We start from the raw sequence: 14625 nt of genomic DNA, 5'->3' as shown, positions 1-14625 counted from the left end.
CGGTCATTTTTTTATGGAAATTAAAGTGATGATAATCACAGAACGCTCTGCTCTCAGGTATAAATGTGACCGCCATCATATTAAAAGGCCTTTTTTATTTGAAAATGAATCCATGAGTTCATTCCGGACGCCAATTTATTACCGGAAAGAAAAGCGAACTCACCTAATTTTACGGTCTGGTGACCAGAACCGACCGCACGCAAAAGCTTCTGAACCGATGAGGATGCTATGGGAAACACAACAATACAAACGCAGAGTTTTCGTGCTGTGGATGCAGAGCAAAGCAAGAGCAAGCGCTACATTATTCCATTCGCCTTACTTTGCTCGCTATTTTTTCTGTGGGCCGTCGCCAATAATCTGAATGACATTTTATTACCGCAGTTTCAACAAGCTTTTACGCTAACTAACTTTCAAGCCGGGCTTATTCAGTCAGCCTTTTATTTCGGTTATTTCGTCATTCCAATTCCCGCTGGGATTTTGATGAAAAAACTCAGTTATAAAGCAGGGATTATCACCGGGCTTTTTTTGTATGCTGTTGGCGCCGCATTATTCTGGCCTGCCGCCGAGATAATGAATTACACATTGTTTTTAATTGGCCTGTTTATCATCGCCGCTGGTTTAGGCTGCCTTGAAACTGCGGCCAACCCTTTTGTGACGGTATTAGGTCCAGAAAGCGGTGGACATTTCCGGCTTAATCTGGCGCAAACTTTTAACTCCTTTGGCGCTATTATCGCCGTTGTGTTTGGGCAAAGCCTTATTTTGTCTAACGTGCCGCATCAATCACAAGAAGCGCTTGATAAAATGACGCCGGATCAGCTTAGCGCCTATAAACACAGCCTGGTGTTATCGGTACAAACGCCATACATGATTATCGTCGCCATCGTATTAGTAGTTGCGCTGCTGATTATGCTGACCAAATTTCCGGCCCTGCAAAGTGACGATCATAGCGATGCTAAACAAAGCTCTTTCTTATCTTCTCTCTCCCGACTCATCCGTATCCGCCACTGGCGCTGGGCGGTGCTGGCGCAGTTCTGCTACGTGGGGGCGCAAACCGCCTGCTGGAGCTATCTGATCCGCTACGCCATTGAGGAGATCCCTGGAATGACGCCCGGTTTCGCCGCCAACTACCTGACCGGCACGATGGTGTGCTTCTTTATCGGCCGTTTCACCGGGACCTGGCTTATCAGCCGCTTCGCGCCGCATAAAGTGCTGGCCGCCTATGCCCTGCTTGCCATGCTCCTGTGTCTGATTTCCGCCTTTAGCGGCGGACATATCGGCCTGCTGGCGCTGACGTTGTGTAGCGCATTTATGTCAATCCAGTATCCGACCATCTTCTCGTTGGGTATCAAAAATCTGGGACAGGACACTAAGTACGGCTCGTCTTTTATCGTCATGACCATCATTGGCGGCGGTATTGTCACGCCAGTAATGGGCTTCGTTAGCGACGCCGCAGGCAAAATCCCGACCGCCGAACTGGTTCCGGCATTGTGCTTTGCCGTCATCTTCATTTTTGCCCGTTTCCGTTCACAAGCGGCGACAAACTGAACATTTATCCGAATAACGTGAGGAATCTGTCATGAAAAAAATCAGCTTACCGAAAATCGGTATCCGCCCGGTGATTGATGGACGTCGTATGGGCGTACGCGAGTCACTCGAAGAGCAAACCATGAATATGGCGAAAGCGACGGCGGCGCTCATCACCGAGAAAATCCGCCACGCCTGCGGGGCTCAGGTGGAGTGCGTCATTGCGGATACCTGTATTGCCGGAATGGCGGAATCCGCCGCCTGTGAAGAAAAATTCAGTAGCCAGAACGTGGGCGTGACCATTACCGTTACGCCGTGCTGGTGCTATGGCAGCGAAACCATTGATATGGACCCGATGCGTCCGAAAGCCATCTGGGGCTTTAACGGCACAGAGCGTCCCGGGGCGGTTTACCTTGCCGCAGCGCTGGCGGCGCACAGCCAGAAAGGCATTCCGGCGTTCTCCATTTATGGCCATGACGTGCAGGATGCCGACGATACCTCCATTCCTGCCGACGTCGAAGAAAAACTACTGCGTTTTGCGCGGGCAGGGTTAGCGGTAGCCAGCATGAAAGGCAAAAGCTACCTCTCCGTCGGCGGCGTGTCGATGGGGATCGCGGGTTCCATTGTCGATCATAACTTCTTTGAATCCTGGCTGGGCATGAAGGTGCAAGCGGTAGATATGACCGAACTGCGCCGCCGTATCGATCAAAAAATTTATGATGAGGCCGAACTGGAGATGGCGCTGGCGTGGGCGGATAAAAACTTCCGCTACGGCGAAGATCAGAACGCCTCGCAGTATAAGCGCAATGAAGCCCAGAACCGCGCGGTGTTAAAAGAGAGCCTGCTGATGGCGATGTGTATTCGCGACATGATGCAGGGCAACAAGACGCTGGCGGACAAAGGGTTAGTTGAAGAATCGCTGGGCTACAACGCCATTGCCGCCGGCTTCCAGGGCCAGCGCCACTGGACCGATCAATACCCGAACGGCGATACCGCCGAAGCGCTGCTCAATAGTTCTTTTGACTGGAACGGCGTACGCGAACCGTTTGTCGTCGCCACCGAAAATGACAGTCTGAACGGCGTAGCGATGCTGTTTGGCCATCAACTCACCGGTACCGCGCAGATATTCGCCGACGTGCGAACCTACTGGTCGCCGGAAGCCGTAGAACGCGTCACCGGCCAGGCGCTTAGCGGACTGGCGGAGCACGGCATTATTCACCTGATTAATTCCGGTTCTGCCGCTCTGGACGGTGCCTGTAAACAGCGCGACAGCGAAGGCAAGCCGACCATGAAACCACACTGGGAAATCAGCCAACAAGAGGCGGATGCGTGTCTGGCGGCCACCGAATGGTGCCCGGCGATTCACGAATACTTCCGCGGCGGCGGCTACTCATCCCGTTTCCTGACCGAAGGCGGCGTGCCATTCACCATGACCCGCGTGAATATCATCAAAGGCCTGGGACCAGTGCTGCAAATCGCCGAGGGCTGGAGCGTCGAACTGCCGAAAGCGATGCACGATCAGCTTGATGCCCGCACCAACTCTACCTGGCCTACCACCTGGTTTGCGCCGCGTCTTACCGGCAAAGGCCCGTTTACCGATGTCTATTCGGTGATGGCGAACTGGGGCGCTAACCACGGCGTACTCACCATCGGCCATGTAGGGGCGGACTTTATTACTCTTGCCGCGATGCTGCGTATCCCGGTATGTATGCACAACGTGGAGGAGGCGAAGATCTACCGCCCTTCCGCCTGGGCGGCTCACGGTATGGATATCGAAGGCCAGGATTATCGCGCCTGCCAGAATTATGGCCCGCTGTATAAACGTTAATGCGGCTTAGCCCGGTGGCGCAGGCTTACCGGGCCTACGGGCTCGTGAACCGTAGGCCGGATAAGCGTAGCGCCATCGGGCGGCGTTTATGGAGTTATCTATGAAACAAGACGTTATCCTGGTTCTCGACTGCGGTGCGACAAACGTTCGGGCGATCGCCGTTGATCGCCAGGGGAAAATTGTCGCCCGCGCCTCAACCGCTAACGCCAGCGACATTGCCGCAGAAAATAGCGCCTGGCATCAGTGGTCGCTGGACGCCATCCTGCAACGTTTCGCCGACTGCTGCAGGTCACTCTCCAGCGCCCTGTCGGAGTGTGTTGTTCGCGGTATTACGGTGACTACTTTCGGCGTCGATGGCGCGCTGGTCGATGCGCAGGGTAAGCTGCTCTACCCGGTCATCAGTTGGAAATGCCCGCGAACCGCCGCCGTGATGGAAACGATTGAGCGCTTTATCTCGCCCCGGCAATTGCAGACGCTCTCCGGCGTCGGCGCGTTCAGCTTTAACACGCTGTATAAACTGGTCTGGCTTAAAGAGAATCATCCGCGCCTGCTGGAACAAGCTCACTGCTGGCTGTTTATCTCGTCGCTGATTAACCACCGTCTGACCGGTGAGTTTACGACCGATATCACTATGGCAGGCACCAGCCAGCTACTGGATATCCATCAGCGCGACTTTAGTCCGGAAATCCTGCAGGCGACGGGCCTGGCGCGCCGCCTGTTCCCGCGTATCGTGGAAGCGGGCGCCCCGATAGGCACGCTACAGACAGACGCGGCCAGGCTACTCGGTCTCCCGGCGGGTGTGCCGGTGATCTCTGCCGGACACGATACTCAGTTCGCGTTATTCGGCGCTGGCGCGCAGCAAGGTGAACCAGTGCTCTCCTCCGGAACCTGGGAGATTCTGATGGTGCGCAGCGGTCAGGTGGATACCTCGCTGCTCAGTCAGTATCCGGGCTCGACCTGTGAACTGGACAGTCAGTCGGGGCTTTATAACCCCGGAATGCAGTGGCTGGCCTCCGGCGTACTCGAATGGGTACGAAAACTGCTGTGGACGCCGGAAACGCCATGGCAAACGCTGATCGACGAAGCGCGCGCTATTCCCGCTGGCGCGGAAGGCGTACGGATGCAGTGCGATCTGCTCGCCTGCCAAAATGCAGGCTGGCAGGGCGTGACGCTCAATACCACCCGCGGCCATTTCTATCGCGCCGCGCTGGAAGGCCTGACGGCGCAACTTCAGCGTAATCTGCGCACGCTGGAGAAAATCGGCCATTTTAACGCCACAGAACTGTTACTGGTTGGCGGCGGCAGTCGCAACGCTTTGTGGAATCAAATTAAAGCGAATCAACTTGATATCCCTATCAAAGTGCTGGACGACGCGGAAACCACCGTGGCCGGCGCTGCCATGTTTGGCTGGTACGGCGTAGGCGAATTTAGTAGCCCGGAGCAGGCGCGCGCGCAGGTCAATTATCAGTATCGCTATTTCTGGCCGCAAACCGAACCCGAAATTATTGAGGGAGTATGAAATGCTAAAAACCATTTCACCGTTAATTTCCCCGACACTGCTCAAAGTGCTGGCCGAGATGGGCCACGGGGACGAAATCATTTTTTCCGACGCTCACTTTCCCGCGCATAGCCTGGGCCCACAGGTGATTCGCGCCGATGGTCTTAGCGTCAGCGATCTACTGCGGGCAATTATTCCGCTCTTTGAGCTGGATAGCTACGCCCCGCCGCTGGTAATGATGGCCGCCGTGGAAGGCGACACGCTCGACCCCAGCGTTGAAGCGCGCTATCGCGATGCTTTGTCATTAGAAGCGCCGTGCCCGGATATCGTTCGTATCGACCGTTATGCGTTTTATGAGCGGGCGCAAAAAGCGTTTGCGATCGTTATCACAGGTGAGTGCGCGAAGTACGGAAATATTCTTTTAAAAAAAGGGGTAACGCCGTAATCTCTTGCCGGTGCGCCCGCATGACGCGGGCGTTCATCGAATGATGGGGTGAGAAAAATGAAAGCGGCACGCCAACAAGCGATAGTCGATCTGCTGATCAATCATAAAAGTCTGACCACCGAAGCGCTGGCCACCCGGCTTAACGTCAGTAAAGAGACCATCCGCCGCGATCTCAGTGAACTACAGACGCAGGGAAAAGTGCTGCGTAATCACGGACGAGCTAAATATATTCATCGTGAAAATCAGGACAGCGGCGATCCATTCCATATCCGCCTGAAAAGCCATTATGCGCACAAAGCCGATATTGCCCGTGAAGCGTTAGCGTGGATAGAAGAAGGAATGACGATTGCGCTGGATGCCAGTTCAACCTGCTGGTATCTGGCCCGCCAGTTGCCGGATATTCCCATTCAGGTTTTTACCAATAGCCATCCTATCTGTCAGGAGCTGGGAAAACGCGAACGCATTGCGCTGATAAGTTCCGGCGGCCAGCTTGAACGTAAATATGGCTGTTATGTTAATCCGTCGCTTATCTCACAGCTAAAATCGCTTGATATCGATCTGTTCATCTTTTCCTGTGAGGGGATCGACGGCGGCGGCGATCTGTGGGACTCCAATGCGATCAACGCCGATTTTAAATCTATCCTGCTCAGGCGCGCCTCGCAGTCTTTATTATTGATTGATAAAAGTAAATTTAATCGTTCAGGAGAGGCGCGCATCGGCCATCTGGATGACGTGACGCATATTGTTTCAGATGCGCCGCAGTCATAGGCCGGATAAGCGTGCGTCATCCGGCGCTGATGACGCGCCGGATGACGGCAGCGCGTTTTTATCGCTCGTCGCGACGCCCGCCAACAGCCGCCCACAACCGACGCACGTGTACCGTCACTTCTTCGCGATCGTGATAAAGCTGACGCGCCTGGATCTGCGCATTAACGCCATGCTCATCCAACTGCGCCTGAAGATACGCCAGGTTATGCGACACCTCTTCATAGCGTTTTTTCATCGGCAGTTTAAGGTTAAAAATCGTCTCCCGGCACCAGCCGTTCACCAGCCACTGCGCCATTAACGCGGTGACTTTGGCCGGCTTCTCCACCATATCGCAGACCATCCATGAAATATTATTCCGGTTCGGACGGTACCTGAAGCCATCCTCACGCAACCAGGTCACCTGTCCGGTGTCCATCAGGCTTTGCGCCATTGGGCCGTTATCTACGGAGTAGACCCACATATTGCGCTTCACTAACTGGTACGTCCATCCGCCGGGACAGGCGCCCAAATCCACCGCATACATGCCGTTCGCCAGACGTTCATCCCACTCATCTTCCGGGATGAAAACGTGGAGCGCCTCTTCCAGTTTCAGCGTTGAGCGGCTCGGCGCATCAGACGGAAACTTCAAACGCGGGATGCCCATATAAAACGGTGAATTGTTATGTGTGAACGAATAGCCGGTATAGCAGCATCCTGGCGCGATAAAAAAGACATGAACGACCGGACGCTTCGGCGTTTCATAATTCGTCAATACGCCCGCATCACGCAAAGCCGCGCGCAGCGGCACCGTAAATTTGCGGCAGAACTTCATCAGTTCTTTACTTTCATTGGTGTCGGCGACTTCAACCCGCAGCTCGCCGCCCTTTTCCACTACGCCCTGCAACATGCCGACAATCGGCGTAATTCTGTCTTCCGGCGGTAAATGTTGCAGCAGTTCCCCCACCACAAACCACTGGCGGGCGAAAATCAGCGAACTGAACGGCAGTTCTGAAATCAGCTTTTCGCCATCTTCCGGCTGGTAGCATTCATAAATGACATAGCCTGCGTTCTCTTTTACGCGTGCAAAACCAAATATTTCCCGTTTTCCCGCTTTATCGGTAATTTCTGCAGCGCACTCTTTTTCAAACCCCGGACGGCAGAGCAATACAACTTTATTCATGGCTCGCGCCCTTACGTTTCATACGAATGGCGCCAATCAGCAATAGCGCCCAGCCCACCAGGAAACTGACGCCGCCGACAGGCGTGATATACGCCCACAGGCGCAGATGCGAAAGCGCAAGGCAGTACAGGCTGCCGCTAAACAGCACCGTGCCCAGCGCCAGAAAAACGCTGCTCCAGTAAAACCAGATGCTGATACGGCGCTGCATCGCCACCGCCAGGCCAAAGATCGCCAGCGTATGGAACGCCTGATATTGCAGGCCGGTCTGAATCCAGCCCATTTCAACCACGCCCAGGGTTTTACTCAAAACATGCGCCCCGAACGCGCCCAGAGCAACGTAAATAAAACCGCTGATAGCGGCGACAATCAGCATAAAACGGCTGGTCATGGTCATACCCTAAGTTAATTATTGTTCGTAACGAAAACGGAATTTTTCTTGCTCCGTCGCCGCCTTCGCCAAAATCCACTGACGGAAGGCGGCTATTTTACCCAGTTCTGCCTGGCTGTCATGACAAACCAGATAAAAAGCATTCTTACTCACCAGAACATCGTTAAATGGACACACCAGTCGCCCGGCTTCAATTTCCGACTGCGCCATAACATTATTCGCCAGCGCGATCCCCTGTCCGTGAATAGCGGCCTGTAGCACCATCGCGCTGTGGCTAAATATCGGCCCTTGCTGAACGTTAATATGGTTGAGCCCTAACTGACGAGTATAGGCCTGCCAGTCACGCCGGGAGGCGTCGTGCAATAGCGTGTGTTTCGCCAGATCTTCCGGCGTTTTTAACGGTTTTTCGCCTGTGAGTAATAAAGGAGAACAGACGGGCAGTAAATATTCTGCGTATAATTTTTCGACGCGCAAGCCCGGCCAGTTTCCCCGGCCATAAAAAATCGCGACATCGACATCGTCTGCCAGTTTATCTTCCTGACGGTCAACGGCTTGTATCCGAACGTCAATTCCCGGATAAGCTGAGTTAAAGCTGGAGAGCCTGGGCACCAGCCACTGGATGGCAAAACTGGGCGGTAAACTCACCGTCAGCGCCCCTTTGGCACTGCGCGCCTGGAGCTTACGCGTTGCTTCCGTGAGCTGGGAAAATATCTCTTTAATGTCGAGAAAATAGCTTTGGCCTTCTTCCGTCAGCAGCAGCGAACGATTGCGGCGGCGGAACAGTTTTAGCCCCAAAAAATCCTCAAGTGACTTAATTTGGTGGCTTACTGCGGCCTGCGTCACAAAAAGTTCTTCCGCTGCTCGCGTAAAGCTCAAATGGCGCGCGGCAGCATCAAAAACGCGTAACGCATTTAAAGGAGGTAATCGTTTTGACATGGCCTCTGGACTTAATGTCGAATGAATTTAACAAATAGGTAACAACATGTAACCTATTAGTTTTTTTAATCTGAGACATTATAAATTGTCCGTTGAGGTTCTACCAGCAAATACCTATAGTGGCGGCACTTCCTGAGCCGGAACGAAAAGTTTTATCGGAATGCGTGTTCTGATGGGCTTTTGGCTTACGGTTGTGATGTTGTGTTGTTGTGTTTGCAATTGGTCTGCGATTCAGACCACGGTAGCGAGACTACCCTTTTTCACTTCCTGTACATTTACCCTGTCTGTCCATAGTGATTAATGTAGCACCGCCATATTGCGGTGCTTTTTTTTGTATAACAAACGGTTAGTTTTCCAGAGCCACCATCTCTTTCACGTCAGTACGATTGATCTGCTGTTTGTTGCCATTAGCGTCTTTATACGAAATCATACCGGTATCGTTATCGGTCTGGGGTTTACCGTCGGTCACAATGCTACGTCCATCATTGGTGTGCATAACGTAATTAGGACCGGAACAGGCGCTCAGGGCAAAAGTCAGCATACATGCAGAGATAATTGCGGCAGTCTTTTTCATCTTCTTCTCCTTAAAGCTGTTTGTGCTATTTAAAGCGGACTCCGTAACAGGCTTAAACATTCGCCTAACATTATTCAGCATAACCTCCTTTACATAATTCGCCAGGATATACAGACGATTCCGATGGTTAGGACAAACCTTGTATCAGCCGCGCTTTTACGCCACGATCGGTAAACTGAACCGAGGAATATCATGAACGCTTTTAATCCCACGCAGTTTCGCGCGCAGTTTCCCGCGCTAGCCGATGCGGGTGTTTATCTCGATAGCGCCGCCACGGCATTAAAGCCACAGGCAGTCATTGACGCCACGCACCAGTTTTATTGTTTGAGCGCCGGTAACGTTCATCGTAGCCAGTTTGCGCAGGCGCAGCGCCTGACAGCGCAATATGAAGCGGCCAGAGCAAAAGCGGCGCGACTGTTAAACGCGCCCGATGAAAAAAGTATCGTCTGGACACGCGGCACCACCGAAGCGATCAACATGGTGGCGCAGTGTTACGCCCGTCCTCGTCTGCGCCCCGGCGATGAAATTATCGTTAGCGTCGCCGAGCATCACGCCAACCTTGTGCCCTGGCTGATGGTGGCGCAACAAACCGGCGCGCAGGTCATAAAACTGCCGCTTAATGACCGACGTCTTCCTGATGTTGAGCGTCTGCCGGAACTGATCACGTCGCGCAGCCGGATTCTGGCGCTGGGGCAAATGTCGAACGTAACGGGCGGCTGCCCGGATCTCGCAAGCGCTATCAGCGCCGCTCACGCAGCGGGAATGGTCGTGATGGTAGATGGCGCGCAAGGCGCGGTACACTTCCCGGCGGATGTTCAGCAGCTTGATATCGATTTTTATGCTTTTTCCGCTCACAAACTGTATGGCCCGACCGGTATCGGCGTGCTGTACGGTAAGCCGGAGCTTCTTGAGGCGATGTCGCCCTGGCTCGGCGGCGGCAAGATGATCCGTGACGTTAGCTTTGAAGGCTTCACCACTCAAAGCGCTCCCTGGAAGCTGGAAGCGGGGACGCCGAACGTCGCCGGGGTCATCGGCCTGAGCGCTGCGCTGGAATGGCTGTCCGATATCGATATTGAACAGGCCGAAAACTGGAGCCGCGGGCTGGCGACGCTGGCGGAAGACGCACTGGCGAAACGCCCGGGCTTTCGTTCGTTCCGCTGCCAGGACTCCAGCCTTCTGGCCTTTGATTTTGTCGGCGTGCACCACGGCGATATGGTGACACTGCTGGCGGAATACGGTATTGCGCTCCGGGCCGGGCAACATTGCGCCCAGCCATTGCTGGCGGAACTTGGCGTCACAGGGACTCTGCGCGCCTCTTTTGCGCCGTATAATACCCAACATGATGTGGATGCGTTGGTTAACGCCGTTGACCGCGCGCTGGAACTGCTGGTGGATTAATGACAAACCCTCTTTATACCGGACACCCGTTCGGCACAACGGTAACGGAAGAGACGTTACGCGCTATCTTTCTCCCGCTGACCCAGTGGGAGGATAAATATCGTCAGTTGATTCTGTTAGGAAAACAGCTCCCCGCTCTGCCGGATGAATGCAAAGCGCAGGCGAAAGAGATAGCCGGCTGCGAGAACCGCGTCTGGCTGGGCTTTACCCAGTCAGATAACGGAACGATGCACTTTTTCGGCGACAGTGAGGGGCGGATTGTCCGCGGCCTGCTGGCGGTATTGCTCACCGCGGTGGAAGGAAAAAACGCCGCCGAGTTGCAGGCTCGTTCACCGCTGGCGCTGTTTGATGAGCTGGGTTTACGCGCCCAGCTTAGCGCCTCACGCAGTCAGGGGCTGAACGCGCTGAGCGAAGCGATTGTTGCCGCAACGCATAAGGGGTGAAATAGCGTAAATATTCTGTCGCCTGACAGCGCCGTCCGCGGCGGTCAGGCGGTGCAGATAAAATAATCCAGTCACTTTATTAGTTTCGGCGTCAGATTTCCCTGATAAACATTCTTTTGATTTTTATCAGCTATCACAATGAAATTACAATGTTAGAATCCATGTTAAAACGGCGTGAAGATTTTAGAGTAAATAAAGCCACTCGATGTAGCGTAGCAGGAGAACTGGAAAATTCATACGCATCGGGTGAAGTTATAACAGGATATGGATAAGTGGAAAAATATCTGCGTAGCGGTACCATGTTTGTGGTACTGGCATTTATATTATGGGGGTTAACACCTTTATATTATCAATATTTATCAGGGGGAAATCTCGCACAAATATTGATATACCGGGTGTTCTGGTCAATTCCATTATTACTGGCAGTAAGATTGTTATTTCGGCAGCGAACGCGATTTCATGATGCCTGGAAAGATAAAAAATCTTTTTTCTTCTGCATGATCGCCGGACTTTTGATGATTGTCTCATGGTCATCTTTTATTTATGCGCTAACCCATCATCTGGTGCTTGATGCCAGCCTCGGCTATTTTATCAACCCGCTATTTGTTATTGCGCTGGGATGCATTTTTCTTAAAGAAAAACTGTCGTTGTTTCAGGCCATCGCCGTTTTTTCTGGTGTCTGTGGCCTGACTTTTCAAATTATCATGTTACGGCATTTCCCGGCGCTGGCGCTAACCATGGGATTATCATTTGCGCTATATGGCCTGGCGCGAAAGTTTATACATTATGATGTGATGACATCGATAACGATTGAAACATTATGGGCATTGCCTGTCTCACTATTAATTTTTCTCTTTAGCGATAGCGGACCAATTATATCCACTAATACTCCTTTCTTTTTGTATGTCATGACGGCGCCAGTGACGATCATTCCACTGGTATTATTTGCCATCGCGTTAAATCACACCTCGTTGATTGTCACCGGACTGGCGCAATATATAGAGCCGTCTTTACAGTTCTTACTTGCCATTATGATATTTGGCGAGCACATTAATTACGCGGAACTGCTCTGCTTTTGTGCAGTATGGTTCGGGTTGTTTCTATGCATATCTGAAAATTTATATTCCCATTATCTCCGCGCCCGTCTGAAACCGGTGTTCGGCAGGGTACAGCGCTTCTTTCGCTAACGAAGGGCGCAGGGCCGGATACGCGTCTGCGTGACACTCCGCCCCGTCCTTTTATTCTTGTCGCGCCGCTTTAGCCATGATCTTCTTCAGCGCATGGGAAACGGCGACAAAACCGAACGTTGCCGTCACCATCGTCGCCGCGCCGAAGCCAGAGGCGCAATCCATCCGTTTTGGCCCTTCTGCGGTAGCTTTCATCGCGCATACGGAACCGTCCGCCTGTGGGTAAACCAGCGCTTCGGTGGAAAAAACGCAGTCCACGCCCAGTTTACCTTTACTGTTCTTCACTACGCCAAAATTATGTTTCAATCTCTCGCGCAGTTTTGCCGCCAGCGGATCCTGGATGGTTTTCGCCAAATCAGCGACCTGGATTTGCGTCGGATCGATCTGCCCGCCCGCGCCGCCAGTGGTCACTAAAGGAACCTTATATCGGCGACAGTACGCAATCAGCGCGGCTTTTGGACGAACGCTGTCAATGGCGTCAATGACATAGGTAAAACCCGCGTTCATATAACCCGCCACATTATCCGGCGTGATGAAATCATCGATAACCGTTACCCGGCACTCCGGGTTAATTTGCCGAATCCGTTCGGCCATCACTTCCGCTTTCGCCAACCCGACGTTATCACGCAACGCATGGATCTGACGGTTCGTATTGGTCACGCAGACATCGTCCATATCAATCAGCGTAATCGCGCCGATGCCCGTACGCGCCAGCGCCTCTGCCGCCCATGATCCCACCCCGCCGATTCCCACGACGCAGATATGCGCCTCAGCAAACCGCTGCAGCGCTTTTTCACCGTACAGACGCGCGGTGCCGCCAAAGCGTTGGCGCCAGGCATCACTTATCACCACTGACATATGACCTCAGAATAAAAAAAGGTGAGGTTATTCCTCACCCCTGCTCACTATTTTCAGGCCCGATAGCGATCGCGTTATCGGGCAATCCGGTTGTCGCAGAATACCACAATCAGCCGCTAAACACGTTACCGGCGCCCGGCGCGCTTTTTAACACCCAGACGCGACCATAGTGATTATACCATCCGGCACGATGCCCGGCATCCGGGCCAATTCCCTGGTAAATATCAAAGTGCTGGCCTTTAATCGCTCCGCCGACATCCAGTGCGACCATCAAACGTAGCTCATACTGACCGCTAAATTTACCGTTGTTATCCAGCAACGGTACTTCCGCCAACAAGGTCGTGCCAGGCGGAATGATGCTGCGGTCGGAGGCGACGGATGCTCGCCCAATCAGCGGTACAGCGCTGGCGCCTTTGACCGGCGCAAAAGATTGCGGCTTAAAGAAGACGAACGACGGGTTCTGCTCCAGTAATTCACGCACTTCCGCTTCGCTGTGCTTCTCTCCCCATTCGCGTATAGCCTGCATCGACATATCTTCTTTTTTCACTTCACCGCGATCGATAAGCACTTTACCAATACTGCGATAAGGCCAGCCGTTTTTACCGGCATAACTAAAGAAGTTCAGCGGACTACCGTCACCGAAATCAATATAACCGCTTCCCTGGACATCCATAATAAAGTTATCCATCAGCGAATTACTCCAGGCCAGGATGTACTTATCGCTCAGCGCGCCTGCGTAGATCTGAGCGCGGGACGGTAAGCGTCCGCGTTTTGGCGGCATACTATAGATAGGATACTGGAACGCGCCCTGGCGCGTATGGCGAGCCTGAACGACGGGCGTATAGTAGCCCGTGAACTGGACGTTACCGTAGTTGTCGGTGCCTTCCATCTGCCAGGCATCGATACCAAACTGGCGCATAGTGCGCGTATCGCCTCCGGAACGTAACCAGTTCTGGACAGCGTTATAGACGTTGCTTTGATTGGTGTATAAACGCGGCGACGCGGAACGGATCTGGTCGACCTGCTCGGCAAAGTCACCAGCATTAATCGGCGCACCCACTGCGTCCGGCTGGTTTACCAGGGAGAAGGGCTGGGTAAATTTCCCGTCCTTATATTGCTGACCGCGATCGGTCGGTTTTGATGAACAGGCAGCCAGCATTGCCAGCATTACGCCTGTCGCCACATATTTTGCCCAACGTCCTTTCATGGTGTCTCGTCTTCTGCGTAATCGAAAGTGCCCGGTGAAGATAACAAACCGTCCGGAGTAATGAAATGCGATCGCGATCTCATTATGTAAATTCGTTTAAAAATCGCGCTATCTGCGGTGTATTTGCGCAATTCATGAGAAATTAGCGATTTATATGAAAAAAGGGTTGCAACAAAAGCTCAGCGGAGTATAGTGCGCATCCACGGACGCGGGGTGGAGCAGCCTGGTAGCTCGTCGGGCTCATAACCCGAAGGTCGTCGGTTCAAATCCGGCCCCCGCAACCAATTACAATGAGAATGCAAGTTTAGACGGACGCGGGGTGGAGCAGCCTGGTAGCTCGTCGGGCTCATAACCCGAAGGTCGTCGGTTCAAATCCGGCCCCCGCAACCAACTTAATGAACACCCTTACGGG

14 protein-coding genes and 2 tRNA genes are annotated in these 14625 nt (G+C 53.1%); 10 read left to right on the top strand and 6 right to left on the bottom strand.

Features of this window, described 5'->3' with window-relative positions:
• Window positions 1-228: 228 nt before the first annotated feature.
• The 5 genes from fucP to fucR all read left to right on the top strand — a co-directional run bounded on the left by fucP (window position 229) and on the right by fucR (window position 6063).
• Window positions 229-1545 carry an L-fucose:H+ symporter permease gene (gene fucP / locus J4617_RS09510; RefSeq protein WP_000528625.1) on the top strand — a complete coding sequence of 439 codons (1317 nt, stop codon included), beginning with the start codon at window positions 229-231 and terminating at the stop codon, window positions 1543-1545.
• Between the two features lie 31 nt (window positions 1546-1576).
• A complete protein-coding gene (gene fucI / locus J4617_RS09505) occupies window positions 1577-3352 on the top strand; it encodes an L-fucose isomerase (RefSeq protein WP_000724126.1) in 1776 nt (591 codons plus the stop codon).
• 100 nt (window positions 3353-3452) lie between these two features.
• Entirely contained in the window at window positions 3453-4871 is a 1419-nt protein-coding gene (fucK, locus tag J4617_RS09500) for an L-fuculokinase (RefSeq protein WP_000806780.1), read from the top strand.
• Between the two features lies 1 nt (window position 4872).
• The gene (gene fucU / locus J4617_RS09495) at window positions 4873-5295 is read left to right on the top strand and encodes an L-fucose mutarotase (protein WP_000920848.1); all 423 of its coding nucleotides are present in this window, start codon (window positions 4873-4875) and stop codon (window positions 5293-5295) included.
• Between the two features lie 57 nt (window positions 5296-5352).
• Window positions 5353-6063 (top strand): L-fucose operon activator, encoded by a 711-nt coding sequence (fucR, locus tag J4617_RS09490; RefSeq protein WP_000642330.1) that lies wholly within the window; start codon window positions 5353-5355, stop codon window positions 6061-6063.
• Window positions 6064-6121: 58 nt separating this feature from the next.
• Here fucR and rlmM read toward each other — a convergent pair whose 3' ends face one another.
• The 4 genes from rlmM to J4617_RS09470 form a co-directional block, all read right to left on the bottom strand.
• Window positions 6122-7222, bottom strand: a complete 1101-nt coding sequence (gene rlmM / locus J4617_RS09485; protein WP_017465992.1) for a 23S rRNA (cytidine(2498)-2'-O)-methyltransferase RlmM — start codon at window positions 7220-7222, stop codon at window positions 6122-6124.
• Window positions 7215-7610: a DUF423 domain-containing protein gene (locus J4617_RS09480; protein ID WP_000203913.1), complete on the bottom strand. Its 396-nt coding sequence runs from the start codon at window positions 7608-7610 to the stop codon at window positions 7215-7217. Before J4617_RS09480 ends, rlmM begins: the two co-directional genes overlap by 8 nt.
• 18 nt (window positions 7611-7628) lie before the next feature.
• On the bottom strand, window positions 7629-8546 hold the full coding sequence (gene gcvA, locus J4617_RS09475) for a glycine cleavage system transcriptional regulator GcvA (protein ID WP_000044409.1): 918 nt from the start codon (window positions 8544-8546) through the stop codon (window positions 7629-7631).
• Window positions 8547-8892: 346 nt separating this feature from the next.
• Complete coding sequence (locus J4617_RS09470) at window positions 8893-9120, bottom strand: YgdI/YgdR family lipoprotein (protein ID WP_000750393.1); 228 nt, start codon at window positions 9118-9120, stop codon at window positions 8893-8895.
• A 192-nt stretch (window positions 9121-9312) separates the two neighbouring features.
• Here J4617_RS09470 and csdA point away from each other — a divergent pair, with 192 nt between their 5' ends.
• The 3 genes from csdA to rarD all read left to right on the top strand — a co-directional run bounded on the left by csdA (window position 9313) and on the right by rarD (window position 12148).
• Window positions 9313-10518: a cysteine desulfurase CsdA gene (csdA, locus tag J4617_RS09465; protein WP_000991053.1), complete on the top strand. Its 1206-nt coding sequence runs from the start codon at window positions 9313-9315 to the stop codon at window positions 10516-10518.
• Window positions 10518-10961, top strand: coding sequence for a cysteine desulfurase sulfur acceptor subunit CsdE (gene csdE / locus J4617_RS09460; protein ID WP_000184195.1), 444 nt, complete (start codon window positions 10518-10520; stop codon window positions 10959-10961). The genes csdA and csdE overlap by 1 nt, the downstream gene beginning before the upstream one ends.
• A 299-nt stretch (window positions 10962-11260) precedes the next feature.
• Window positions 11261-12148: an EamA family transporter RarD gene (gene rarD, locus J4617_RS09455; RefSeq protein ID WP_077907200.1), complete on the top strand. Its 888-nt coding sequence runs from the start codon at window positions 11261-11263 to the stop codon at window positions 12146-12148.
• 51 nt (window positions 12149-12199) lie between these two features.
• Here rarD and tcdA read toward each other — a convergent pair whose 3' ends face one another.
• Both tcdA and mltA read right to left on the bottom strand, forming a co-directional pair.
• Window positions 12200-13006 (bottom strand): tRNA cyclic N6-threonylcarbamoyladenosine(37) synthase TcdA, encoded by an 807-nt coding sequence (gene tcdA / locus J4617_RS09450; RefSeq protein WP_000117748.1) that lies wholly within the window; start codon window positions 13004-13006, stop codon window positions 12200-12202.
• A gap of 109 nt (window positions 13007-13115) precedes the next feature.
• Window positions 13116-14213, bottom strand: coding sequence for a murein transglycosylase A (mltA, locus tag J4617_RS09445; RefSeq protein WP_000678621.1), 1098 nt, complete (start codon window positions 14211-14213; stop codon window positions 13116-13118).
• 207 nt (window positions 14214-14420) lie between these two features.
• On the opposite strand from mltA, the gene J4617_RS09440 reads away from it, so the two are divergent.
• Window positions 14421-14497, top strand: a tRNA-Met gene (locus tag J4617_RS09440).
• 29 nt (window positions 14498-14526) lie between these two features.
• Window positions 14527-14603, top strand: a tRNA-Met gene (locus J4617_RS09435).
• Window positions 14604-14625 lie beyond the last annotated feature (22 nt).

Source organism: Salmonella sp. 32010601201800023SM, from assembly GCF_017572235.1.
In the GTDB taxonomy this organism is placed as follows: Bacteria; Pseudomonadota; Gammaproteobacteria; order Enterobacterales; family Enterobacteriaceae; genus Salmonella; species Salmonella enterica.
The sequence above is the reverse complement of the archived record's forward strand: the minus strand, read 5'-3'. Positions and strand labels throughout refer to the sequence as shown.

What these genes read in the sequence shown, in the direction of transcription:
- gcvA (WP_000044409.1), bottom strand. Translation starts at nt 8,546, where the DNA reads ATGTCAAAACGATTACCTCCTTTAAATGCGTTACGCGTTTTTGATGCT.
- csdE (WP_000184195.1), top strand. Translation starts at nt 10,518, where the DNA reads ATGACAAACCCTCTTTATACCGGACACCCGTTCGGCACAACGGTAACG.
- fucP (WP_000528625.1), top strand. Translation starts at nt 229, where the DNA reads ATGGGAAACACAACAATACAAACGCAGAGTTTTCGTGCTGTGGATGCA.
- fucR (WP_000642330.1), top strand. Translation starts at nt 5,353, where the DNA reads ATGAAAGCGGCACGCCAACAAGCGATAGTCGATCTGCTGATCAATCAT.
- fucU (WP_000920848.1), top strand. Translation starts at nt 4,873, where the DNA reads ATGCTAAAAACCATTTCACCGTTAATTTCCCCGACACTGCTCAAAGTG.
- rlmM (WP_017465992.1), bottom strand. Translation starts at nt 7,222, where the DNA reads ATGAATAAAGTTGTATTGCTCTGCCGTCCGGGGTTTGAAAAAGAGTGC.
- rarD (WP_077907200.1), top strand. Translation starts at nt 11,261, where the DNA reads ATGTTTGTGGTACTGGCATTTATATTATGGGGGTTAACACCTTTATAT.
- J4617_RS09480 (WP_000203913.1), bottom strand. Translation starts at nt 7,610, where the DNA reads ATGACCAGCCGTTTTATGCTGATTGTCGCCGCTATCAGCGGTTTTATT.
- mltA (WP_000678621.1), bottom strand. Translation starts at nt 14,213, where the DNA reads ATGAAAGGACGTTGGGCAAAATATGTGGCGACAGGCGTAATGCTGGCA.
- J4617_RS09470 (WP_000750393.1), bottom strand. Translation starts at nt 9,120, where the DNA reads ATGAAAAAGACTGCCGCAATTATCTCTGCATGTATGCTGACTTTTGCC.
- csdA (WP_000991053.1), top strand. Translation starts at nt 9,313, where the DNA reads ATGAACGCTTTTAATCCCACGCAGTTTCGCGCGCAGTTTCCCGCGCTA.
- fucI (WP_000724126.1), top strand. Translation starts at nt 1,577, where the DNA reads ATGAAAAAAATCAGCTTACCGAAAATCGGTATCCGCCCGGTGATTGAT.
- fucK (WP_000806780.1), top strand. Translation starts at nt 3,453, where the DNA reads ATGAAACAAGACGTTATCCTGGTTCTCGACTGCGGTGCGACAAACGTT.
- tcdA (WP_000117748.1), bottom strand. Translation starts at nt 13,006, where the DNA reads ATGTCAGTGGTGATAAGTGATGCCTGGCGCCAACGCTTTGGCGGCACC.